Consider the following 21,336-nt stretch of genomic DNA (forward strand, 5'->3'; position numbering starts at 1 on the left):
CTAGGCTGTGCGGGCATGAGCGACTCATCGACGAAGACGTCCCCGCTGCACGACCGCCACACCGCCCTCGGCGCCAAGATGGCCGACTTCTCCGGCTGGTCGATGCCCATCGAGTATCCCGGCGGGGGCGTCGTCGCCGAGCACACCGCCGTGCGTGAGCGGGTCGGCATCTTCGACGTCTCCCACCTGGGCAACGCCCAGGTGAGCGGCCCGGGCGCCAAGGACTTCCTCAACCGCTGCCTGACCAACGACCTGGAGCGGATCGAGCCGGGCAAGGCGCAGTACACGATGTGCTGCGACGAGGACGGGGGCGTCGTGGACGACCTCATCGCCTACCTGCGCTCCGAGGACGACGTCTTCCTCATCCCCAACGCGGCCAACACCGCCGAGGTCGTCCGCCGGCTGCAGGAGGCCGCGCCGGAGGGGGTCACGGTGGAGAACGTGCACGAGGACTTCGCCATCCTCGCGGTCCAGGGCCCCCGCGTCGACGAGGTGATGGAGGCCGCCGGGCTGCCGGTGGGCCACGACTACATGAGCTTCGTCGACACCACCTGGCGCGACCGCCCCGTCACCGTCTGCCGCACCGGCTACACCGGGGAGCGGGGGTATGAGGTGGTGTGCCGGGTCGAGGACGCCGAGCAGGTCTGGGACGCCCTGGTCGAGGCGATGGCGCCGTTCGACGGGCTGCCCTGCGGGCTGGGTTCGCGGGACACGCTCCGCACCGAGATGGGGTATGCGCTCCACGGCAACGAGCTCTCGCGCGAGATCACCCCGGTGATGGGCCGCACCGGGTGGGCCGTGGGCTGGAAGAAGGACACCTTCTGGGGCAAGGAGGCCCTGACCGCCCAGCGGGAGGCCAAGGAGTCCCGGCTCTCCGGCGGTCTGCTCGTCACCGGCCGGGGGATCCCGCGGGCCGGCTGCGCGGTGCTGGACGCCGACGGCACGACGATCGGGGAGGTCACCTCCGGGACGTTCTCGCCCACGCTCAAGCAGGGGATCGCGCTGGCGCTGCTCGACCGCGGCGTCACCGAGGGCGACGAGGTGAGCATCGACGTGCGCGGCCGGCAGGTCGCCGCGCAGGTGAAGAAGCCACCGTTCGTCGAGGGTGGCGCCAGCTCCTGACCGGCGCGACCCGCTGACCGCGGCCGGGCGTCAGCCGGCGGCGGCCTCCAGGTCGCGCAGCCAGGCGATCGCCTCGGTGCGGCTCTGCGCGCCCACCCGGGCGTAGGCGTTCTCCAGGTGCTTGCGCACGGTGTTCTCCGACAGGCCCAGCTGCCGGCCCACCTGCCGGTTGGACATGCCGGTGGCCACCAGCCGCAGGATCTCCCGCTGCCGCTCGGTCAGCGGCCGGCGCTCGGGGACGACCCGCAGCTCGGGAGCCACCTCGTGCTCGAGGCTGGCCGCCAGCAGCGGCTTGAGGTGCGGCAGCAGCAGCTCCATGAGCACCAGCTCGCGCTCGCCGAACGGACGACCCTCCTCACGGCCGGCGAGGATGCGCAGCGATCCGCCGGGCCCTCCGTGCGGGTAGGCGAGCAGCAGCTCGTCGACGCCGTGGCCGTACTCGGTGTTGGCCGGGTGGTTCGCCCAGGTCCGCTCCCCGAGCGACAGGCAGCAGGCGGACACGCTCGGGCGGCCGGTGCGGTCCACGAGGCTGCAGTCCAGCTGCCACCAGTAGTGGCTGAGCACCTCCACGGCCGGGTCGTCGTCGATCTCGACCAGCTCGGGCCCCCAGACCGCACCCTCGTCGCCGTGCGAGACGAACTGCACCCAGCTGCGGCGGAACCTCGGCCCGACGTTCATGTCCTGGAAGTTGACCCAGTCGCTGCCGATGAGCTGCTCGATGCGCCGCAGGACCTGGCCGACGGTCTCCCGGCCCGGCGGATGGCCGCCCGGTCTGGCCAGGTCGAGGATCTCCTTGAGCAGCCCGATGTCGTGCCCGGTGACGCCCCTGCTTCCCATCCCGCTCACCCCTGCGAGCTCGCTGCGCCGTCGCCGTCGGCGGCGTTCCTGCCAGCTGTCCCAGGGTAGGTCCGCGGCGGATGGCGCCGCCATACGCGGAACTGCGTAGTGCTCCGTTCGTCGTATTCCGCGGGGGTGTGCCGGCGGCGCACGGTGGAGGGGCAGCACCAGCTGCACCCCGACGGCCCGGGCGATCAGGCCCGGGCGGGGGTCGAGCAGGGAGATGGGACAGATGGACGCAGGAGTTCGTCGTCGGATCCTCACCAGCGTCTCCGCCGGAGCGCTGGCCGGGGTCCTGGGTGCGGGTGGGCTGGCCGTCGCGGTCGGCGGCCCGACCTACCCCACCGACGTGGTGGCCGGCGCGTGCGATGACACGCCGGTCGGGTGGGAGCCCAACAGGGCGTCGGCCTGGTTCGGCGCCCACCGTCTGGCCGCCGAGTAGGCCGCACCGGCCTTCAGGTGGTCGACACGAGGGAGGAGATGGTCGACATGGATGCAGCAGGAGCTCGCCGGCGGGTCGTGGGACGGGACCGTACGACCAGGACCGGGCGATGCAGGCCTGGACCGACCGGTCGACGGCGCTCGCCGAGGCCCACCAGGCGGCAGGGCGGTAGCCCGCCCGACCGACGCCGGAGGGTTGCACCGGCACGGCGGCGGCCCCGGACCGACCAGGTCCGGGGCCGCCGTCCGTGCGCGGGGGGAAAGCGTGGGAAAGGGGCGGTCAGCGCCCGACGGCCGGTGCGTCGGTGAGGTCCAGGACCCGGCCGGCCACGATCGCGTGCACCTGGCCGCTGACGGTCGAGACCCGCTCGTTGGCGTGCGCGAGCAGGTCGACGAGGAAGGCGTCGCGGGGGTCGGCCGGAGGCAGGGACCACGACGGCTCGGTGGTGAGCACCACCACGTCGAAGGGGACCGCGCTCGCGGCCACGGCCAGCTCGTCGAGCCGGTCCTGCACGAGACCCCGCGCCGAGGCCGGGTCGTCCCACAGGTCCTCGCCGTCGAGGGTGCCGCGCAGCCAGTCGGTGAGGTCGTCCACGAGGACGGGGTGGCGCGAGCCGAGGATCGAGCGGCTCAGCTCCCGCGTCTGCACGAGCCGCCACCCGTCGGGGGACTCCTCCGTCCCGGGGCCGTCGTGCGTGACGAGGTGCGTCACCTGGGGGTGGGCGGAGAGCAGGGAACGGGCGTGCCGGGCCGCTCCGTTGCGCGGGCCGCCGATCACCAGGGTCGTCGTCATGGGCAGCGTCTCCTCGGTCGGTATCGCTCGCGGTGCGCACCGACGCATGAGCCGGCCGCAGGGGGACGGGACGGGCGGGGCGCGGGTGGGCACAGCATACCGACCCGCACCCCGCCGGGAGGGACGCCCCGGGGTGCAGCGTCAGCGACGACCGAGGATGCCGCCGAGCACGTCGCCGAGGATGGAACCGCCGCCGGAGGACGGCTGCTGTCCGCGGCCGGTCGCCCCGCCCAGCGCACCGCCGAGCACGTCCTGCAGCACCGAGGTCAGGTCGCCGCCCTGGCCGCCCGGCACCTGGCCGCCGCCGGTCTGCCCCTCGCGGGGCACGTCCACGTCGACCGGGGCGTCGCGGTCGCCGTCCATCCGCCCGAACGGTCCGTCGGCGGTGCCGCCGGAGCGCGTGTCGGCGCGGCCCGCCCCGCCCATGTCCGTCGTCCGCCCGCCGGCGTCCCCGACCCCGCCACCGGCACGACCGGTCACCTGCTTGGCCAGCCAGGACAGCACGATCGGCGCGAGGATCGGCAGCAGCTTGCGCACGAGCGAGGAGGTCTGCGCGCCGCCGAGCCCGCCGAGCTGCTGGGCGACGTCGTCGGTCTGCCCGCCGAAGACGTGGTTGACGATCTTCTCGCCGTCCTGCTCGTCGACGGCGTCCACCCTCGGGTTGTCGGCGAGGTCGTCCTGGTGCTGGCCCAGCGCGTCCAGCAGCGACGCGGCCCCCTGCGGCTGCTGGGCGTTGGCGCCGAGGCCCGCGAGCAGGGCGGGCAGCGCGGTTCGCACGGCCTGACGGGTCTCGTCCTCGCCGGCGCCGACCCGCTGGGCGAGCTGGTCGGTCGGGATGGCGCGCATGAGGTCCTCGAGCATGGTCGTCCCTTCGTCGTGGCGGCCCAGGTCGGCCCGCCTCTGCGACTCACCCTAGTGACGGTGGCCGACGACGGCAGGTCGGCCGCCGGGACACGGGGGCGCCCGCCGCCGGATGGCCGAGGCCCCGTTCCGGCACCTACGGTGGGGGGATGAGCGAATGCTGGACATGGACCTACGAGCAGGCCGACGGGACCCCGGTCAGCGACCTGGGCATCGCCTCGGTCACCTTCCCGACGCAGGCCGACGCCGAGGCCTGGCTGTCCCAGGAGTGGGGCACGCTGGCCGACGCCGGCGTGCAGGCGGTCACGCTGAAGCGGGACGAGGAGGTCGTCTACGGGCCGATGAGCCTGAGCCCCGCGGCGGAGTAGCCGGGGAGCAGGCGCGCGTCGTCAGCGGCGCACGAGGTCGGCGCCCCGGTCGACCGCCGGCCGCGGGATCCGGGAGCCGCGCATCTGGAAGGCGCGCAGCACGACATACCAGGCGGAGCCCTTGCGCGGCTCGTGGCCGAACTCGGCGACGAAGTCCTTCTTGGTGCGCCGCCACAGCAGCCAGGAGTCGACGATGCCGAAGAGCATGAGGGCGTAGGCCGACAGGAACATCCCGTTCTGCGCCCAGCCGAAGGGCAGCACCGACAGCGCCAGGATGAGAAGCATCACCGGCAGCAGGATCTCGCCGATGTTCCACCGACGGTCCACCGCGTCGCGCAGGAACCGGCGCTCGGGGCCACGGTCGCGCTCGTGGAGGTACTTCTCCTCGCCCCGCATCATCCCCTCGCGGATCCGCGCCCGCTGCTCGCGGATCTTGCGCTTCTCCTCCGGGGACTTCCCCTTCGTGCTGCCGGCCACGAGCGGACGGCGGTTGGCCGCCTCCGCCTCGCGCCGCTTGGGCGTCGGGCGGCCCTTGCCGTGGGGGCGCGACGGGTCGAGGGCCGGCTCCACCGTGGTCGTGGTGGGCGTGGCGGTCTCCGTCGTCTTCTTCCCGAACAGCACCGACCCAGTGTATGCGGCCGCGCCACCCGCCCCCGCCAGGCACCGGGGCGCACCCTAGGGTCGGGTGCATGAGCCACCACACCTCTCCCGAGCGCACCCAGGAGCTGGCCGCCCGCGTGCGCGACCTCATGCCCGGGATCCGCTCCGACCTGGAGGCGCTGACGCGCATCCCGTCGGTCTCCCTCGACTCCTTCGACCAGCGCCACGTCGAGGACAGCGCCGAGACCGTCGCCGACCTGCTGCGGGCCGAGGGCCTGGAGGTCGAGATCGTCCGCGAGGGCGGCCGGCCGGCCGTCATCGGGCACCGGCCCGGTCCGGAGGGCGCGCCGACGGTCCTGCTCTACGCCCACCACGACGTCCAGCCGCCCGGCGACGACGCCGACTGGGACACCCCGGTCTTCGAGCCGACGCTGGTGGGGGAGCGGCTCTACGCCCGTGGGGTGGCCGACGACAAGGCCGGGGTCCTGGCCCACGTCGCCGCGCTCCGCGCCCACGGCGACCGCCCGCCGGTCGGCGTCACCGTCTTCGTCGAGGGCGAGGAGGAGGTCGGCTCGGAGAGCCTGCCGCGCATCCTCGAACGGCACGGCGACCGCCTCGCCTGCGACGCGATCGTCCTGGCCGACTCGCACAACTGGAGGATCGGCGTGCCCGCGCTGACGACGACCCTGCGCGGCATGGTGCGGGCGGTCGTCGAGGTCCGGGCGCTCGACCACGGCGTCCACTCCGGCCTCTACGGCGGTCCCGTCCCCGACGGCCTGACCGCCCTGTGCCGGCTGCTGGCGACCCTGCACGACGAGGCCGGCGACGTCGCGGTCGAGGGGCTGATGAGCAGCGAGGCCGCCGACCTGGACTACTCCGAGGACGACCTGCGGCGCGACTCCAGCCTCGCCGAGGGGGTGCGGCCGATCGGCACCGGCTCGATCCTCTCGCGCCAGTGGACCAAGCCGTCGATGACGGTCATCGGCATCGACGCCCCGTCGGTGGACAAGGCCGCCAACCTGCTCACCCCCGTCGGCCGGGCCAAGCTGTCGATGCGGATCCACCCCGCGGAGGACCCGCGCACGGCATACCAGGCCCTGGTCCGCCACCTCGAGGCGAACGCCCCCTGGGGGTGCCAGGTCAGCGTGACCCACGACGACGACGGCCGCGGGTTCGCGGCCGACGCGCAGGGGCCGGTCTACGACGCGGCGCGCGCCGCCTTCCGCGACGCGTGGGACGGCACCGAGCCGGTCGACATCGGCGTCGGCGGGTCGATCCCGTTCGTCGCCGCCTTCGCCGAGAAGTTCCCGGACGCGGCGATCCTCGTCACCGGGGTCGAGGACCCCGACACCCGCGCGCACGCGGCCAACGAGAGCCTGCACCTGGGCGAGTTCGAGCGGGTCTGCGTCGCCGAGGCGCTCCTGCTGGAACGCCTCGGCGCTCTGGGCGAGGATGGGTCGCATGACTGAGGAGCAGAGCAGCCAGGGCCGTCCCGGGAGCTACGTCCAGGACAGCTACGAGCGCAAGGCCCGCTACATCGAGACCCGGATCACCAAGGACGGGCGGGACGGGTATGCCGTGGAGCCGGGCCGCTACCGCCTCGCCGTGTCACGGGCCTGCCCGTGGGCGCACCGGACGATCCTGACCCGCAAGCTGCTCGGCCTGGAGGACGTGCTGTCGATGGCCGTCGCCGGGCCGGTGCACGACGAGGACAGCTGGACCTTCGACCTGGACCCCGGCGGGGTCGACCCGGTGCTGGACATCCCCAAGCTCAAGGACGCCTACGACGCACGGCCGGACGGCTACCCCGAGTCGGGCGTCACGGTGCCGGCGATCGTCGACACCCGCACGAGGATGGTGGTGACCAACGACTTCGACCAGATCATCCAGGACTTCGTCACCGAGTGGGACGACCACCACCGCCCCGACGCGCCGGACCTGTGGCCCGAGCACCTGCGCGACGAGATCGCCGAGGTCAACGAGCTCGTCTACCACGACCTGAACAACGGGGTCTACAAGTGCGGGTTCGCCGGCAAGCAGGAGGCCTACGAGAAGGCCTACGACGCGCTCTGGGCGCGGATGGACTGGCTGGAGGAGCGGCTCTCAGGCCAGCGGTACCTCGTGGGGGACCAGCTGACCCTGGCCGACGTCCGGCTGTGGCCGACGCTGGTGCGCTTCGACGCGGCCTACCATGGGCACTTCAAGTGCAACCGGCACAAGCTGACCGAGATGCCGGCGCTGTGGGCCTACGCGCGCGACCTGTGGCAGACGTGGGACTTCGGCTCGACGGTGAACTTCGACCACATCAAGGCGCACTACTACGCTACGCACCTGGACATCAACCCGACCGGCGTCGTGCCGAAGGGGCCGGACACGTCGGGGTGGGAGGAGCCGGCTGCTCGGGAGTCGCTCGGCTGAGTCCCACGCCGGGCACCACGCACGGAAAGACCCCCGGTCCGAAAGCACCGGGGGTCTTTCTCGCTTCAGGCCATCAGCCGTTTTCGGTGGTGCCACCCTCGGTGGTGCCAGTGCTCGCGTCGGTGGTGCCACCCTCGGTGGTACCGGTGCTCGCGTCGGTGGTGCCACCCTCGGCCTGTTCGTTGGACTGGGTCTCGTCCGAACCCCCGGTCGCCGGCGCCGGGTCGACGACTGTGGTGTCCTCAGGCGACTCGACAGAGTGAGAGTCCTCTTGGGCACTCGACTCCACCCCTGCGCAATCCGGGCACTCCGTCTGATTGGGAGCGTTGTAGGTCAGAGGGTCCGCCACCGGCTGGTCGCCGATGCTGAAGTACACGTAGATGCGCTGTGCCGAGTTGTCGGAGTTGAACTCGCGGATGGGGAAGCACGCCGATCCACCGGCTGGGATAAGGACGTCGGTCTCTCCCTGCCACAAGACGCGGTTCTCGGATTGCACAGAAGTGACGGTTATCGTGACGTCCGTCGAACAGTCACTCTTGAAGCACAGGTCGATGAAGTACGTGAATCCGCGGACGCTTCCGGTGCACCGGCAGGCATCCAGGTCAGGAATGGCAGTAATGCACGGGCACGAGAGCGGGGAGCATGCCACGTTGGCTGCCGCCACCGTCGATCCCATCGCCACGACGGGGACGCTCCAGGCAGCCCCCTTGACCAAGGTACGGCGGGTGGGCTTCAGGCCACCCGTCTGCTGAGAAGTCACGGTTGTTCCCCTTGTCGACGTCGAATATCACGCGCGTGCGCTGAGATCACTGTATCCGTCCCGTCCCCCGGGTCAACCCGTTTCGCCAGGTTTCTCCCAGGTTCGCCTGAGACATCGGCCACAGCGCCCGCTCCGCCGGTCGCCGGGAAGCCCCCGTCCCGGACCGACGCGCGCACCATCGTACCGTCTCCCGTCCCGTAGCATCGGTCCACGTGACCGACGCACCCGTGACCCCCCTGGACGACAGCTCCGAGGCCCTGGCCGACTCCACCTCCGCCGCCTCGCTCGCCCGCAGCGTGGCCCGCAGCGCCGAGATCGAGCGCCAGCTGGAGACCGACCCCGGCCAGTTCCGGATGCTCACCGGCGACCGGCCCACCGGCCACCTGCACCTGGGCCACTACTTCGGCTCGCTGCGCAACCGCGTCGCCCTCCAGGACAAGGGCGTGGACACCTTCGTCCTCATCGCCGACTACCAGGTCATCACCGACCGCGACGGCGTCGACCACATGCAGGAGCGCGTCCTCAGCCTGCTCACCGACTACCTCGCGGTCGGCCTCGACCCGGCCCGGACGACGATCTTCGCCCACTCCCAGGTCCCGGCCCTCAACCAGCTCATGCTGCCCTTCCTGTCCCTGGTCACCGACAGCGAGCTGCGCCGCAACCCCACCGTCAAGGCCGAGCAGGAGGCCACCGGAGGCCGGCCGATGAGCGGCCTCATGCTCACCTACCCGGTCCACCAGGCCGCCGACATCCTCTTCTGCAAGGCCAACGTCGTCCCGGTCGGCAAGGACCAGCTGCCCCACCTGGAGCAGACCCGCGTCGTCGCCCGCCGCTTCGACGAGCGCTACGGCCGCGCCGGCGACAGGAGCGCCCCGGTCTTCCCGGCCCCCGACGCCCTGCTCTCCGAGGTGCCCAACCTGCTCGGCACCGACGGCACGAAGATGAGCAAGTCGCGCGGCAACACCATCGAGCTGCGGATGAGCGCCGACGAGACGGCCAAGGTGCTCAAGAAGGCGGTCACCGACTCCGACCGGCACATCACCTTCGACCCCGACACCCGCCCCGGCGTGTCCAACCTCCTGCAGATTGCCGGGCTGACGACCGGCCGCGACCCCCGCGCGATCGCCGAGGAGATCGGCGACGGGGGCTCCGGCACCCTCAAGAAGCTCGTCACCGAGGCGGTCAACGAGCACCTCGCCCCGATCCGCGCCCGCCGCGCCGAGCTCGAGGCCGACCCGGCGCAGCTGCGCCGCGTCCTCGCCGACGGCAACGCCCGGGCCAACGAGGTCGCCGACGCCACCCTCGACGAGGTGCGCGAGGCCATGCAGATGGTCTACGCCTGACCATGGCCCAGCGCAGCCCCCGCGTCGTCGTCGTGGCCGACGGCTTCGGCGAGCTCGGCCCCCACGAGGCCGCCGAGCAGGCCGCCGCCGGCTGGTCGGCCACCGCGACCCACGCGACCGTCGAGGCCCACGCCAGCCACGACGGCGGGGCCGGGTTCGCCGAGGCCGTCGCCCGGGCGCTCGGCGGGGCGATCCACCCCGTCGTCGTCCCCGGGCCGACCGGGGGAGAGGTGCCCGCCGGGATCGCGCTCGTCGAGCGCGACGGGACGCGCACCGCATACCTCGACACCGCCCAGGCCTGCGGACGTCACCTCGTGGACACGGAGTCGCTCCGCGACCCGGGGGGTATGACGAGCGCCGGCGTCGGCGCCCTCCTCACCGCGGCGCGGGGCACGGGGGTGGACCGGATCGTCGTCGGCGTGGGCCCCCTCGCCTGCCACGACGGCGGTCTCGGCCTGCTGCAGGCTCTGGGGGCGGGCGAGGACCTCGAGCGGCTGCCCGAGGTCCGCCAGGAGTGGGCCGGCGCCAACCTCGTGCTCGCCGCGACGACCGAGGCCACGCTGCTGGGGTTCAACGGCTCCAGCGCGCTGCTGACCGAGGACTTCGGCGTGGCCCCCGCGGTCACCCAGCGGCTCGAGGGAGAGCTCGGCCGGCTCAGCGACCGCGTCAACCAGGTGATGCCGCCCGTCAAGGAGCTGCTCACCGGTCTCCCGCGCCGTCCCGAGCGCGAGCTGGGGTCCGGTACCGGGGGAGGCGTGGGCTACGCGCTGCAGCTGCTCGGCGCGCGCACCGTGCCCGGGGCCCGGCTGCTGCTCGACGAGCTCGGCCTGCGCGACCGGCTGCCCGGCTCGCTGCTCGTCCTGGTCACCACGGCCTACGACGGCGCCACCGTCCACGACGGCGTGGTCGCCGAGACGGCGAAGGCCGCGCTGGACACCGCCACCCCCACCGTGGTGCTCGCCGCCGAGGTCGCCGTCGGTCGCCGCGAGGGGATGGCCCTGGGCGTCAGCGGCAGCTACGAGCCGAGGGCGGGGGAGGACCTTCACGCGACGGCGGCCCGCGTCGCCCGCACCTGGACGCCGCCGCCGCAATGACACGGCCCCCGGGAATCGACGAATTGTCGGAGGACGACCGGATCTGACGTACGCTGGCACCGGACGGCTCGGCCGCGTCGGGAACACCCGCCGCCGCGACGACGTTGCCTCCGAGAGACCGACCACCCTCAGGGAGAGGACCCGCAGCATGACCGACACCACCCAGAGCACCGCGACCCACGGCGTGACCCTGACCGACGTGGCCGCCGAGAAGGTGAAGAGCCTGCTGGCGCAGGAGGGTCGCGACGACCTCCGCCTGCGCATCGGTGTCCAGCCCGGTGGCTGCTCCGGCCTCATCTACCAGCTCTACTTCGACGAGCGCACCCTCGACGGCGACCTGTTCGCCGACTTCGGCGGCGTCGAGGTCGTCGTCGACCGGATGAGCGCCCCCTACCTCGACGGGGCGTCGATCGACTTCGCCGACACCATCGAGAAGCAGGGCTTCACCATCGACAACCCCAACGCGGGCAGTTCCTGCGCCTGCGGCGACAGCTTCAGCTGACGTCTTCTTCCGACACGCCCTCGTCCCGGTCGGGACGGGGGCGTTCGTCGTGCCGGGGGGACACTGGGGGGTATGCCGATCGAGCCGCCGCCCACGCCGTGGCACCTCACCGCCGAGGGGGCCACGCCCGGGGACGACCTCGTCGGCATCGGGGCGGACCTGGAGCCGGGAACCGTCCTGCGGGCCTACCGCTCGGGCCTGTTCCCCATGGGCCTGGGCGTCGACGGCGCGCCGCCGCTGGGCTGGTGGTCCCCGGACCCCCGCGGGGTGCTGCTGCCCGGGGACCTGCACGTCTCCCGCTCGCTGCGCCGGTCGCTGCGTCGGTTCGAGCTGCGGGTGGACACCGCCTTCGAGGACGTGGTCGCCGGCTGCGCCGACCCCTCGCGGGACGGGGGCTGGATCACCCCCGCCGTCGCGACGGCATACACCCGGCTGCACGAGCTCGGCTGGGCCCACTCGGTGGAGGTGTGGCGCGACGGGGAGCTGGTCGGCGGGCTCTACGGGCTGGCGGTCGGTCGGCTCTTCGCCGCCGAGTCCAAGTTCCGCCGGGTCACCGACGCCTCCAAGGCCGCCGTCGTCGGGCTGGTGCAGGTGCTCTCCGAGGACGGTATGCCGTGGGTGCTCGACGTGCAGTGGTCCACCCCCCACCTGGCCTCCCTGGGCGTGCGCGAGGTGCCGCGCACCGCATACCTGCGGATGGTCGCCGCCGCGGTGGCCCAGGAGCTGCCGGAGCGCTGGCGCGGGGTGCACGACAATACGTCGCACGTCGTGCGAGAATCCCCGGGTGCGCCACGGTAAGGTGTGCGGACGTCATGCCCGGTGTAGGTGCGAGGAAGTGCGAGGTGTCCAGTGACGAGGCGTGAGAAGAGCAGGTCCGGCGGCGGGTCCGCCCGACGGTGGGGCCTGACCGCGACCGCCGGGGCGGCCGCGGTGCTGCTGTCCGGGTGCGGCGAGGCCTTCACCCGTGGCTACCTTCCTGAGCCCGTCACCGAGGCCGCCGACGAGGTCGTCTTCTTCTGGAACGCCGTGTGGATCGCCGCGCTGGCGATCGGCCTGCTCGTCTGGGGCCTGATGCTGTGGGCCGTCTTCGCCTACCGCCGCCGCAGCGACGACGAGCTGCCCCCGCAGTTCCGCTACCACGTGCCGCTGGAGATCCTCTACACCGTCGTGCCGATCCTCATGGTCGCGGCGATCTTCGGCAAGACCGTCGAGGTCCAGAACACCCTGCTCGAGCGGCAGGACGACCCGGACGTGGTCGTCAACGTCGTGGGCAAGAAGTGGAGCTGGGACTTCAACTACATGAACGAGGACGTGCACGTCGCCGGCATCCAGGCCAACGACCTGAACAAGGGCGAGGAGGGGCTGCCCGAGACGCTGCCCACCATGGTCCTGCCGGTCGACAGCCGGGTCGAGTTCGTGCTCACCTCGCGCGACGTCATCCACTCGTTCTGGGTGCCCCAGTTCCTGCAGAAGCTGGACATGGTCCCCGGGCGGGTCAACATCTTCCAGGTGACCACCACCGAGGAGGGCGTCTTCCAGGGCAAGTGCGCAGAGCTGTGCGGCGCCTACCACTCCGAGATGCTCTTCCAGGTGGAGGTCGTCTCCCAGGGGGAGTACGAGACCTTCATCGAGGACCTGCGCGACTCCGGCAACACCGGCATCCTGGGCACCGAGCTGGACCAGTACGAGCTGCAGATCGACCAGCGGGACCGGATGAGCGACGACGAGGGCTACATCCGTGACGGCGCGGTCGACACCGACGACCGCTGAGACAAGGACCTGAACTGATGGCGATCATCACCTCACCCGACACGCAGGGGGCAACGACCTCCCCGCGGCGCCCGGAGGACAAGGACTCCTTCGTGCGCCTGGCGGTCAAGGTCCTCACGACCACCGACCACAAGGTCATCGGCAACCTCTACTTCGTCACCACGATGGCCTGGTTCATCGTCGGTGGCCTCATGGCCCTCATCATCCGGGCCGAGCTCTACACCCCGGGCCTGCAGGTCGTGGACAACCCCGACCAGTTCAACCAGCTGTTCACGATGCACGGCACGATCATGCTGCTGATGTTCGCGACACCGCTGTTCGCCGGTTTCGCCAACGCGCTCGTGCCGCTGCAGATCGGCGCGCCCGACGTGGCCTTCCCGCGGCTGAACATGCTGGCGTACTGGATGTACTTCTTCGGCAGCCTCGTGGCGGTCGGCGGCTTCCTCACGCCCTCGGGCGCGGCCTCCTTCGGCTGGTTCGCCTACCAGCCGCTCGCCGGCCCGACGCACAGCCCCGGCCTCGGCGGCGACCTGTGGGTCCTGGGCCTGGCGGTGACCGGTTTCGCGACGATCTTCGGCGCGGTCAACTTCATCACCACGATCGTGTCGATGCGCGCCCCCGGCATGACGATGTTCCGGATGCCGGTGTTCACCTGGAACATCCTGGTGACCTCGATCCTGGTCCTCATGGTCTTCCCGGTGCTGGCCGCGGCGTTCTTCGGGATGGCGGTCGACCGCATCTTCGGGTGGCACATCTACGACCCGACCCACGGTGGCGCCATGCTCTGGCAGCACCTGTTCTGGTTCTTCGGCCACCCCGAGGTCTACATCATCGCGCTGCCGTTCTTCGGCATCATCACCGAGATCATCCCGGTGTTCTCGCGCAAGCCGATCTTCGGCTACAAGACCCTGATCTTCGCCACGATGGCCATCGGCGCCCTGTCGGTGTCGGTATGGGCCCACCACATGTACGCCACCGGCGCGATCCTGCTCGAGTTCTTCGCCATCATGACGATGCTCATCGCCGTGCCCACGGGAGTGAAGTTCTTCAACTGGATCGGCACGATGTGGAAGGGCTCGGTCAAGCTCGACACCCCCATGCTGTGGGCCGTCGGCTTCCTGGTGACCTTCCTCTTCGGCGGTCTGACCGGTGTCATCCTGGCCAGCCCGGCCCTGGACTTCCACGTCACCGACTCCTACTTCGTCGTGGCGCACTTCCACTACGTGGTCTTCGGCACCGTCGTCTTCGCGATGTTCGCCGGCTACTACTTCTGGTGGCCCAAGCTCACCGGGCACATGCTCAACGAGACCTGGGGCAAGGTGCACTTCTGGCTGCTCTTCCTCGGCTTCCACGGCACCTTCCTCATCCAGCACTGGCTGGGCGTCATCGGGATGCCGCGGCGCTACGCCGACTACATGCCCGAGGACGGCTTCACCTGGATGAACCAGGTCTCCACCGTCTCCTCGTTCGTGCTGGCCGTCTCGATGCTGCCGTTCTTCTACAACGTGTGGCAGAGCTTCCGCACGCCCAAGGTCACCGTCGACGACCCGTGGGGCTGGGGCGGCTCGCTGGAGTGGGCCACCTCGTGCCCGCCCCCGCGGCACAACTTCAACGCCATCCCGCGGATCCGCTCCGAGCGGCCCGTCTTCGACCTGCACCACCCGGAGGTCGGCACGATGGAGTCGCCCGAGCCGGACAAGTCCGTCGCCGAGGAGCTGCTGGGCGGACCCGACACCGACCCCCGTGGCCGGGTCGGCACCGAGACCGGTGGTCGCACCGGAGAGGAGCGCTGAGCCGTGAAGGCTGAAGCCAAGGTCTTTGCCTACCTGATCCCGTTCTTCCTCCTCGTCGGGGTCATCTACGCCTACTTCACCGGTCTGTCCGAGTGGGTCGGCATCCTGGGCCTGCTCCTGACGGCCGTGATGACCGGATTCGTCGCGTGGTTCTTCTGGCTGTCCGGCCGCACGGTCGACGCCAGGCCCGAGGACGACCTCGAGGGCGAGATCGCCGACCAGGCCGGGGACTACGGCCACTTCGCGCCGTACTCGTGGTGGCCGCTGTGGCTCGGCCTGTCGACGACGGTCGTCGTCCTGGGCGTCGCGGTCGGCTGGTGGCTCACCGTCGTGGCCACCCCGTTCCTGGTGGTCTCGATCCTCGGCTGGACCTTCGAGTACTTCCGCGGCGAGAAGGCCGTCTGAGCTGACGACCCGCCCCCCGCACAGCAGAACCCCCGGCCGATGCGGCCGGGGGTTCTGCTGTCGTCGGGACGGTCGTCAGGCCGTCAGGGCCCGGCTGGCCTCGACCCACCGCCCGACCAGTGCCGCGGCCGTGCCCTCGTCGATCGCCCGGGCGGCCCGGTCCATCCCTGCCCGGACGTGGGCGTGCAGCTCGTCCTCGGTGCGCGGGTGGGGGCCGTTCTCCCCGGCCTGGAGCAGGGCCAGAGCCACGCCGGCGTTGAGCAGGACCGCGTCGCGCACGGCACCGGTGGACCCGGCGAACAGGTCGCGGGCGACCTGGGCGTTCTGCGCGGCGTCGCCTCCCCGCAGGTCCTCGACCGTGTGCAGGGGGACGCCGAGGCGGGTGGGGTCCAGCGTCCACTCCTGCACGGACCCCCCGCCGTCGACCCACCACAGGCGGCTCGTCGTGGCCGGGGTCACCTCGTCCAGCCCGTCGTCGCCGCGGAACACGGCGGCGGTGGTGCCGCGGTCGGCGAAGACCCCGGCCATGAGGGGGGCCATCCGCGCGTCCGCCGAGCCCACCACGGCATACCGGGGCCGGGCGGGGTTGGTCAGCGGGCCGAGGAAGTTGAAGGCCGTGGCGATCCCCAGGTCGCGACGCACCGGGGCGACGTGCCGCATCGCGGGGTGGAAGACGTTGGCGAAGCAGAAGGTGATGCCCACCTGGCCGGCGAGGTCGGCGACCTGGTCGGGGGACAGGTCCAGCCGCACGCCGAGGGCCTCGAGCATGTCGGCCGAGCCGGACCGGCTGGAGGAGGCCCGGTTGCCGTGCTTGACGACGACCGCCCCGGCGGCCGCCGTCACCACGGCCGCCATGGAGGAGATGTTCACCGTCATCGCGCGGTCGCCGCCGGTGCCCACGATGTCGATCGTGGGTCCCTCGACGGTCAGCTGCTGGGCGTGCTCGAGCATGACGCCCGACAGGCCCACCATCTCCTCGACCGTCTCACCCTTGGCGCGCAGCCCGGTGAGGAAGGCGGCCACCTGGGCGGGGCCGGCCTCGCCCGACATGATCCGGTCCATCGCCCAGCGGGTGTCCTCGCGGGACAGGTCGTGCCGGCCGACGAGCGCGGTCAGCAGGTCCGGCCAGGTGGTCGCGGCGGCGTCGCCGGCGGGGGAGGTCGCTCCGCCGGTCACCGGCGGGCGAGGTGGGCGACGGTGTCGGCCAGCTTCTCGGGGTCCAAGGGGCGCGGCACGGCCGCGTCCGCCAGCGACCACGTCGCCAGCCAGCCGTCGACGGGACGGCCGGTGAGCACGACGATCGGCGGGCAGTCGAAGACCTCGCTCTTGAGCTGGCGCGCCAGACCCATCCCGCCGTAGGGCTGGGCCTCGCCGTCGAGGATGAGCACGTCGTAGCCGCCCTCGTCGACCGCGGCCTCCACGGCCGGGGCGGTCGCGCACTCGTGCCAGCGCTCCACGACGACGTCGTCGGCCGGGTGGTCGCCCACCCCGAGCCGGACCTGGTCGCGCACCGAGCGGTCGTCGCTGAAGAGCAGGACCGAGATGCTGCGGGCCTGGGTGTCAGGGTGCTGGGACGCGGCGGGGGTGACGGTCATGGGCACGATCGTAGCGGGTGGGCGGCCCGGGCCGTCGGCCCCGGTCGTCCAACCTTGGGGCCCGCCGGGAGGTCGGCCGACCCCTGCCGCGACCGCCTCCGACCACGGGATCCGTGCCCCGGCGGCACATCCGGGGGCGGCACGCGGGCCGGGGGTGCACATTCATCTACGACGTTGGGCCATAATGTCCGGGTGGCGACGACACCTGCAGCAACGATGACCGACGCGGACCGGTTCCACGCGACCATGCACGGGCCTGCGACCAGGCCCAACATGACGGCGGTCGGGACGATGGTCTGGCTCTCCAGCGAGATCATGTTCTTCGCCGGTCTGTTCGCGATGTACTTCACCATCCGGTCCGTCTCGCCGGACATGTGGGCCGAGCGCACCGAGTACCTCGACGTCACGTTCGCCACGATCAACACGATGATCCTCGTGATCTCCTCGCTCTGGTGCCAGTTCGGGGTGTGGAAGGCCGAGCGCGGCATCCCGCACCGCACCGGCAGCATCTTCAAGATCGGCAACCCGCTGGGGGCCGAGGGCTGGGGCATGCGCGAGTGGTACGTGCTGACCTACCTCTTCGGGGCCACCTTCATCGCCGGCCAGGTCTGGGAGTACGCCACGCTCACCAGCGAGGGGGTCACGCCGACGGCCGACCCCTACGGGTCGGTCTTCTACATCACCACCGGCTTCCACGGGCTGCACGTCACCGGTGGTCTCATCGCCTTCCTGCTCATCATCGGCCGCAGCTTCACCGCCAAGCGGTACACCCACGCCCAGGCCACCGGCGCGGTCGTGACCTCCTACTACTGGCACTTCGTCGACGTCGTGTGGATCGCGCTGTTCGCCGTGATCTACCTGCTCCAGTGACACCATGACCCCGTCCGCGGCCGACAGCGGCCCACCCGCCCACCCCGATCACCCTCGGAAGGATCGACGAGTGAGTTCTCTCGCCGCACGTCGCCGCAGCCCCCTCGCGCTGCTGGTGCTGCTGCTCCTGGGCCTGACCTTCACCGGCACCGCCTACGCAGCCTTCGCGCCCAAGGCCGCCCCCGGCACCTCCGCCGCCACCGCCACCCAGGAGGACGTCGAGGCCGGCGAGCAGTTGTTCCTGGCCAACTGCGCCACCTGCCACGGCACCAACGCCGAGGGCGTGGACCCGATCGGGCCCTCCCTGATCGGTGTCGGGGCGGCCTCGGTCGACTTCCAGGTCTCCACCGGACGTATGCCGCTGCCCGCGCCGGGCGTGCAGGCCGAGCGCAACGCCGCGCAGGTCCAGTTCAGCGAGGAGCAGATCTCCCAGCTGGCCGCCTACGTCGACTCCCTGGGTCCCGGCCCGGACGTGCCCGACGAGGAGTACCTCGACCTGGAGGGGGCCGACATCGCCGCCGGGGGCGCGGCCTACCGCACCAACTGCGCCATGTGCCACAACTCCTCGGGCACCGGGGGAGCGCTGACCCGCGGCAAGTACGCCCCCACCCTCATGGGCGTGGAGCCGCAGCACATCTACGAGGCGATGCTCACCGGCCCGCAGTCGATGCCGGTGTTCAACGACCAGAACCTCACCCCGCAGGAGAAGGAGAACGTCATCGCCTTCCTCAAGTACATCGAGGACGGCGGCAACTCCCACGGCGGCGCCGGCCTGGGCAGCGTCGGCCCGGCCGGGGACGCGCTGTTCGTGTGGACCATCGGCATCGGTGTGATGATCGCGGCAGCGATCTGGATCGGACGGAAGGCGGCCTGAGGTGGCGACCCACGACAACGACCTGCCGGCCCTGAGCGGCACCGCGCCCCAGGACCGCTTCACCAACCCGGGCCTGCCGCCGCACGTGCCGCGACGCGCGGACGTCGACGAGAAGGCCGCTCGGCGGGCCGCGACCCAGGTCGTGGTGCTGTTCACGATCTCGGCGATCTCCTCGATCCTGTTCCTCGTCGCCTACTTCGCGATCGACCCCGAGCTCAAGGGGACGATCATCGGCATCGGCGAGGTCAACCTCTTCCACGTCGTCCTCGGCCTGACGATGGGCCTGTCCCTGCTCGGCATCGGCCTCGGGGCCATCCACTGGTCCAAGACGCTCATGCCCGACGTCGAGCAGGTCGAGGAGCGGCACCCCCAGACCTCCCCGGACGAAGACCGTCAGGCCGTGGCGCAGACCCTCTCGCACGGGTGGCGCAGTTCCCAGCTGAACCGCCGCACCGCGATCCTCGGCTCCGCCGGCGGGGCGCTGGGCCTGTTCGCCCTTCCCCTGGTGGTGCCCGTCGTCGCAGGTCTCGGGCCGCGTCCGCGTGGCGAGCTCTACGACACCGTCTGGGAGGCGGGCATGCGGTTGATGATCGACCCGTCCGGAACTCCCATCCGGGCCGCGGACGTGACCCGCGGGTCGGTCTTCCACGTCATGCCAGAGGGCTACGTCGGCGAGGCGGCGCACGACCTGCCCGCCGACGAGCTGCTCATCGTCAAGGCGGAGGCCCAGGTCATCGTGGTCGGCCTCGACCCCTCGGTGGTGCAGAGCCAGAAGCAGCTCGACTGGGGCGTGGACGGGGTCTTCGCCTACTCCAAGGTGTGCACGCACGTCGGCTGCCCGGTGGCGCTCTACGAGCAGCAGACCCACCACCTGCTGTGCCCGTGCCACCAGTCGACCTTCGACATGACCAACGACTGCGAGGTCATCTTCGGTCCGGCGCGGCGGCCGCTGCCGCAGCTGCCGATCACCATCGACGACGAGGGCTACCTCGTCGCCGCGGACAGCTTCCGCGAGCCGGTCGGCGTCAGCTTCTTCGAGCGTGAGCGTCCCGGCCTCCTGAAGGGAGACGACGCATGAGCGCCACCCACGTCCCGCAGGGGGCCGACCACCTGCGCACGGAGAGCGCCTCGACGACGACGGCGATCGACCCGACCAACCAGGCCTCGGCGGACGCCCGCTTCCCCCGGGCGCTCGGCCCGATCGACGACCGGACCGGCCTGGCCAAGGCCATGCGCTTCGGCCTCAAGAAGGTCTTCCCCGACCACTGGAGCTTCCTGCTGGGCGAGGTGGCCATGTACTCCATGGTCATCGCCCTGATCACCGGGACCTTCCTCACCTTCTGGTTCGTGCCCAGCCTCGGCCACGTGACCTACGACGGTGCCTACGTCCCGCTCAAGGGCGTCGGCATGTCCGAGGCCTACGCCTCGACGCTGGACATCAGCTTCGAGGTCAAGGGCGGCCTGCTCATGCGGCAGCTGCATCACTGGTCGGCCCTGTTCTTCATCGTCGGCATCGCGCTGCATGCGGCCCGCGTCTTCTTCACCGGCGCCTTCCGCAAGCCGCGCGAGATCAACTGGGTCATCGGCGTGGTCCTGTCGCTGCTGGCGGCCATCGAGGGCTTCGCCGGCTACTCGCTGCCGGACGACCTGCTCTCCGGCACCGGTATCCGGGCGATGAACGGCTTCATGATGTCCGCCCCGGTCATCGGCACCTGGATGACCTTCTTCGTCTTCGGCGGGGAGTTCCCCGGCGAGGCGATCATCCCGCGGCTGTACATCGTGCACGTGCTGCTCATCCCGGCGATCCTCGTCGGCCTGTTCGTGGCCCACCTGGCGCTCGTGGTCATCCACAAGCACACCCAGTACCCCGGGCCCGGCCGGACCAACAACAACGTCGTCGGCTTCCCGGTCATGCCGGTGTACGCCGCCAAGGCCGGCGGGTTCTTCTTCGTCGTCTTCGGCATCACCGCCCTGGTCTCGGCCCTCGTCCAGATCAACCCGGTCTGGGTGTACGGGCCCTACGACCCGACCCAGGTCACGGCCGGCTCGCAGCCGGACTTCTACATGTGGTTCTCCGACGGTGCGCTGCGGCTGCTGCCTGGCTGGTTGGAGTTCGAGCTGTTCGGCACCACCTGGAGCATGAACATCTTCCTGGGCTCGCTGCTCCTGCTCCCGCTGGTGTGGCTGATCCTGGGCATCTACCCCTTCGTCGAGGCCTGGATCACCGGCGACAAGCGCGAGCACCACCTGCTCGACCGCCCGCGCAACGCCCCCACCCGCACCGCGGTCGGCCTGGCCGCCATCTCGATGTACCTGGTGCTGGCGCTGGCCACGATCAACGACATCCTGGCGATCAAGCTGCAGCTGTCGATCAACGACATCACCATGTTCTTCCGGCTGATGTTCTTCGTGCTGCCGGTCATCGTGTTCTTCCTGACCAAGCGGATCTGCCTGTCGCTGCAGCGGCACGACCGGGAGAAGGTCCTGCACGGGCACGAGACCGGACGCATCGTGCGCACCCCCGAGGGCCGGTTCTTCGAGGTCCACGAGCCGATGGACGAGTACGAGCGCTGGGCCCTGGTGCAGCACGACACCTACCGTCCGCTCGGCCTCGAGGCCGGCGGTGTCGACGAGCACGGGGTGCGCCGTCCCGGCGGCGGCTCCGGACTGCGCAACGCGTTGTCGCGGTTCTACTACAAGGACACGATCGCCCCGGTCACCCCGGCCGAGCTGGCGGCGGCCCACCACCACGGCGAGCACGAGGCGCTGGACACCCCGGAGGCCGCGGCCGGCATCGAGCAGCACTCCGAGTCCGTCTCCGACATCCCCGGCGCCCCGGTCAGCGGGCACGTCGAGGACGACAGCATCGGAGCCGGTCGTCGTCGCTGAC

At 71.4% G+C, this 21,336-nt stretch carries 23 protein-coding genes; 16 read left to right on the forward strand and 7 right to left on the reverse strand.

Features of this window, described 5'->3' with window-relative positions:
* Nucleotides 1–15 precede the first annotated feature (15 nt).
* Entirely contained in the window at nt 16–1,122 is a 1,107-nt protein-coding gene (gcvT, locus tag FJR00_RS08340; RefSeq protein WP_141338313.1) for a glycine cleavage system aminomethyltransferase GcvT, read from the forward strand.
* A gap of 30 nt (nt 1,123–1,152) precedes the next feature.
* Here the strand turns inward: gcvT and FJR00_RS08345 are convergent, their stop codons facing one another.
* Nucleotides 1,153–1,959 (reverse strand): helix-turn-helix transcriptional regulator, encoded by an 807-nt coding sequence (locus FJR00_RS08345; RefSeq protein ID WP_181409549.1) that lies wholly within the window; start codon nt 1,957–1,959, stop codon nt 1,153–1,155.
* A 232-nt stretch (nt 1,960–2,191) separates the two neighbouring features.
* Here FJR00_RS08345 and FJR00_RS08350 point away from each other — a divergent pair, with 232 nt between their 5' ends.
* Nucleotides 2,192–2,401, forward strand: coding sequence for a hypothetical protein (locus FJR00_RS08350; RefSeq protein WP_141338315.1), 210 nt, complete (start codon nt 2,192–2,194; stop codon nt 2,399–2,401).
* Nucleotides 2,402–2,680: 279 nt separating this feature from the next.
* Here FJR00_RS08350 and FJR00_RS08355 read toward each other — a convergent pair whose 3' ends face one another.
* Both FJR00_RS08355 and FJR00_RS08360 read right to left on the reverse strand, forming a co-directional pair.
* Nucleotides 2,681–3,193 (reverse strand): bifunctional adenosylcobinamide kinase/adenosylcobinamide-phosphate guanylyltransferase, encoded by a 513-nt coding sequence (locus FJR00_RS08355; protein ID WP_181409550.1) that lies wholly within the window; start codon nt 3,191–3,193, stop codon nt 2,681–2,683.
* 141 nt (nt 3,194–3,334) lie between these two features.
* Nucleotides 3,335–4,054 (reverse strand): DUF937 domain-containing protein, encoded by a 720-nt coding sequence (locus tag FJR00_RS08360; protein ID WP_202876624.1) that lies wholly within the window; start codon nt 4,052–4,054, stop codon nt 3,335–3,337.
* Between the two features lie 149 nt (nt 4,055–4,203).
* Between FJR00_RS08360 and FJR00_RS08365 the strand changes: the two genes are divergently transcribed.
* Complete coding sequence (locus FJR00_RS08365) at nt 4,204–4,422, forward strand: hypothetical protein (protein WP_141338317.1); 219 nt, start codon at nt 4,204–4,206, stop codon at nt 4,420–4,422.
* 21 nt (nt 4,423–4,443) lie between these two features.
* Here the strand turns inward: FJR00_RS08365 and FJR00_RS08370 are convergent, their stop codons facing one another.
* A complete protein-coding gene (locus FJR00_RS08370; protein WP_141338318.1) occupies nt 4,444–5,043 on the reverse strand; it encodes a DUF3043 domain-containing protein in 600 nt (199 codons plus the stop codon).
* A gap of 68 nt (nt 5,044–5,111) precedes the next feature.
* On the opposite strand from FJR00_RS08370, the gene FJR00_RS08375 reads away from it, so the two are divergent.
* Both FJR00_RS08375 and FJR00_RS08380 read left to right on the forward strand, forming a co-directional pair.
* Nucleotides 5,112–6,491, forward strand: a complete 1,380-nt coding sequence (locus FJR00_RS08375; protein WP_141338319.1) for a dipeptidase — start codon at nt 5,112–5,114, stop codon at nt 6,489–6,491.
* Complete coding sequence (locus FJR00_RS08380) at nt 6,484–7,440, forward strand: glutathione S-transferase family protein (protein WP_202876625.1); 957 nt, start codon at nt 6,484–6,486, stop codon at nt 7,438–7,440. The genes FJR00_RS08375 and FJR00_RS08380 overlap by 8 nt, the downstream gene beginning before the upstream one ends.
* 73 nt (nt 7,441–7,513) lie before the next feature.
* Here the strand turns inward: FJR00_RS08380 and FJR00_RS15735 are convergent, their stop codons facing one another.
* Nucleotides 7,514–8,200, reverse strand: a complete 687-nt coding sequence (locus FJR00_RS15735) for a hypothetical protein (RefSeq protein WP_181409551.1) — start codon at nt 8,198–8,200, stop codon at nt 7,514–7,516.
* A gap of 212 nt (nt 8,201–8,412) precedes the next feature.
* On the opposite strand from FJR00_RS15735, the gene trpS reads away from it, so the two are divergent.
* The 7 genes from trpS (at nt 8,413) to FJR00_RS08420 (ending at nt 15,107) form a co-directional block, all read left to right on the forward strand.
* On the forward strand, nt 8,413–9,543 hold the full coding sequence (gene trpS, locus FJR00_RS08390) for a tryptophan--tRNA ligase (protein WP_446685929.1): 1,131 nt from the start codon (nt 8,413–8,415) through the stop codon (nt 9,541–9,543).
* Between the two features lie 2 nt (nt 9,544–9,545).
* Complete coding sequence (locus tag FJR00_RS08395) at nt 9,546–10,637, forward strand: glycerate kinase (RefSeq protein ID WP_141338321.1); 1,092 nt, start codon at nt 9,546–9,548, stop codon at nt 10,635–10,637.
* Nucleotides 10,638–10,785: 148 nt separating this feature from the next.
* The gene (locus tag FJR00_RS08400) at nt 10,786–11,139 is read left to right on the forward strand and encodes a HesB/IscA family protein (RefSeq protein WP_141338322.1); all 354 of its coding nucleotides are present in this window, start codon (nt 10,786–10,788) and stop codon (nt 11,137–11,139) included.
* Between the two features lie 72 nt (nt 11,140–11,211).
* Nucleotides 11,212–11,937 carry a leucyl/phenylalanyl-tRNA--protein transferase gene (aat, locus tag FJR00_RS08405; RefSeq protein WP_141338323.1) on the forward strand — a complete coding sequence of 242 codons (726 nt, stop codon included), beginning with the start codon at nt 11,212–11,214 and terminating at the stop codon, nt 11,935–11,937.
* 51 nt (nt 11,938–11,988) lie between these two features.
* Nucleotides 11,989–12,909, forward strand: coding sequence for an aa3-type cytochrome oxidase subunit II (gene ctaC / locus FJR00_RS08410; RefSeq protein ID WP_141338324.1), 921 nt, complete (start codon nt 11,989–11,991; stop codon nt 12,907–12,909).
* A 17-nt stretch (nt 12,910–12,926) separates the two neighbouring features.
* On the forward strand, nt 12,927–14,702 hold the full coding sequence (gene ctaD / locus FJR00_RS08415) for an aa3-type cytochrome oxidase subunit I (protein WP_141338325.1): 1,776 nt from the start codon (nt 12,927–12,929) through the stop codon (nt 14,700–14,702).
* A gap of 3 nt (nt 14,703–14,705) precedes the next feature.
* Nucleotides 14,706–15,107, forward strand: coding sequence for a cytochrome c oxidase subunit 4 (locus tag FJR00_RS08420; protein WP_141338326.1), 402 nt, complete (start codon nt 14,706–14,708; stop codon nt 15,105–15,107).
* Nucleotides 15,108–15,182: 75 nt separating this feature from the next.
* Here the strand turns inward: FJR00_RS08420 and trpD are convergent, their stop codons facing one another.
* Both trpD and FJR00_RS08430 read right to left on the reverse strand, forming a co-directional pair.
* Nucleotides 15,183–16,283, reverse strand: coding sequence for an anthranilate phosphoribosyltransferase (trpD, locus tag FJR00_RS08425; protein WP_141338327.1), 1,101 nt, complete (start codon nt 16,281–16,283; stop codon nt 15,183–15,185).
* Entirely contained in the window at nt 16,280–16,702 is a 423-nt protein-coding gene (locus FJR00_RS08430; RefSeq protein ID WP_141338328.1) for a DNA-binding transcriptional response regulator, read from the reverse strand. The genes trpD and FJR00_RS08430 overlap by 4 nt, the downstream gene beginning before the upstream one ends.
* A 216-nt stretch (nt 16,703–16,918) precedes the next feature.
* On the opposite strand from FJR00_RS08430, the gene ctaE reads away from it, so the two are divergent.
* The 4 genes from ctaE to qcrB all read left to right on the forward strand — a co-directional run bounded on the left by ctaE (nt 16,919) and on the right by qcrB (nt 21,335).
* Complete coding sequence (gene ctaE / locus FJR00_RS08435) at nt 16,919–17,572, forward strand: aa3-type cytochrome oxidase subunit III (RefSeq protein WP_181409556.1); 654 nt, start codon at nt 16,919–16,921, stop codon at nt 17,570–17,572.
* A gap of 70 nt (nt 17,573–17,642) precedes the next feature.
* The gene (gene qcrC / locus FJR00_RS08440; protein ID WP_141338329.1) at nt 17,643–18,446 is read left to right on the forward strand and encodes a cytochrome bc1 complex diheme cytochrome c subunit; all 804 of its coding nucleotides are present in this window, start codon (nt 17,643–17,645) and stop codon (nt 18,444–18,446) included.
* Between the two features lies 1 nt (nt 18,447).
* Complete coding sequence (gene qcrA / locus FJR00_RS08445) at nt 18,448–19,524, forward strand: cytochrome bc1 complex Rieske iron-sulfur subunit (RefSeq protein WP_141338330.1); 1,077 nt, start codon at nt 18,448–18,450, stop codon at nt 19,522–19,524.
* The gene (gene qcrB, locus FJR00_RS08450; RefSeq protein ID WP_141338331.1) at nt 19,521–21,335 is read left to right on the forward strand and encodes a cytochrome bc1 complex cytochrome b subunit; all 1,815 of its coding nucleotides are present in this window, start codon (nt 19,521–19,523) and stop codon (nt 21,333–21,335) included. The genes qcrA and qcrB overlap by 4 nt, the downstream gene beginning before the upstream one ends.
* The last annotated feature ends 1 nt before the right edge of the window (nt 21,336 follow it).

Source organism: Ornithinimicrobium kibberense, assembly GCF_006519705.1.
Classification (GTDB): Bacteria; Actinomycetota; Actinomycetes; order Actinomycetales; family Dermatophilaceae; genus Ornithinicoccus; species Ornithinicoccus kibberensis.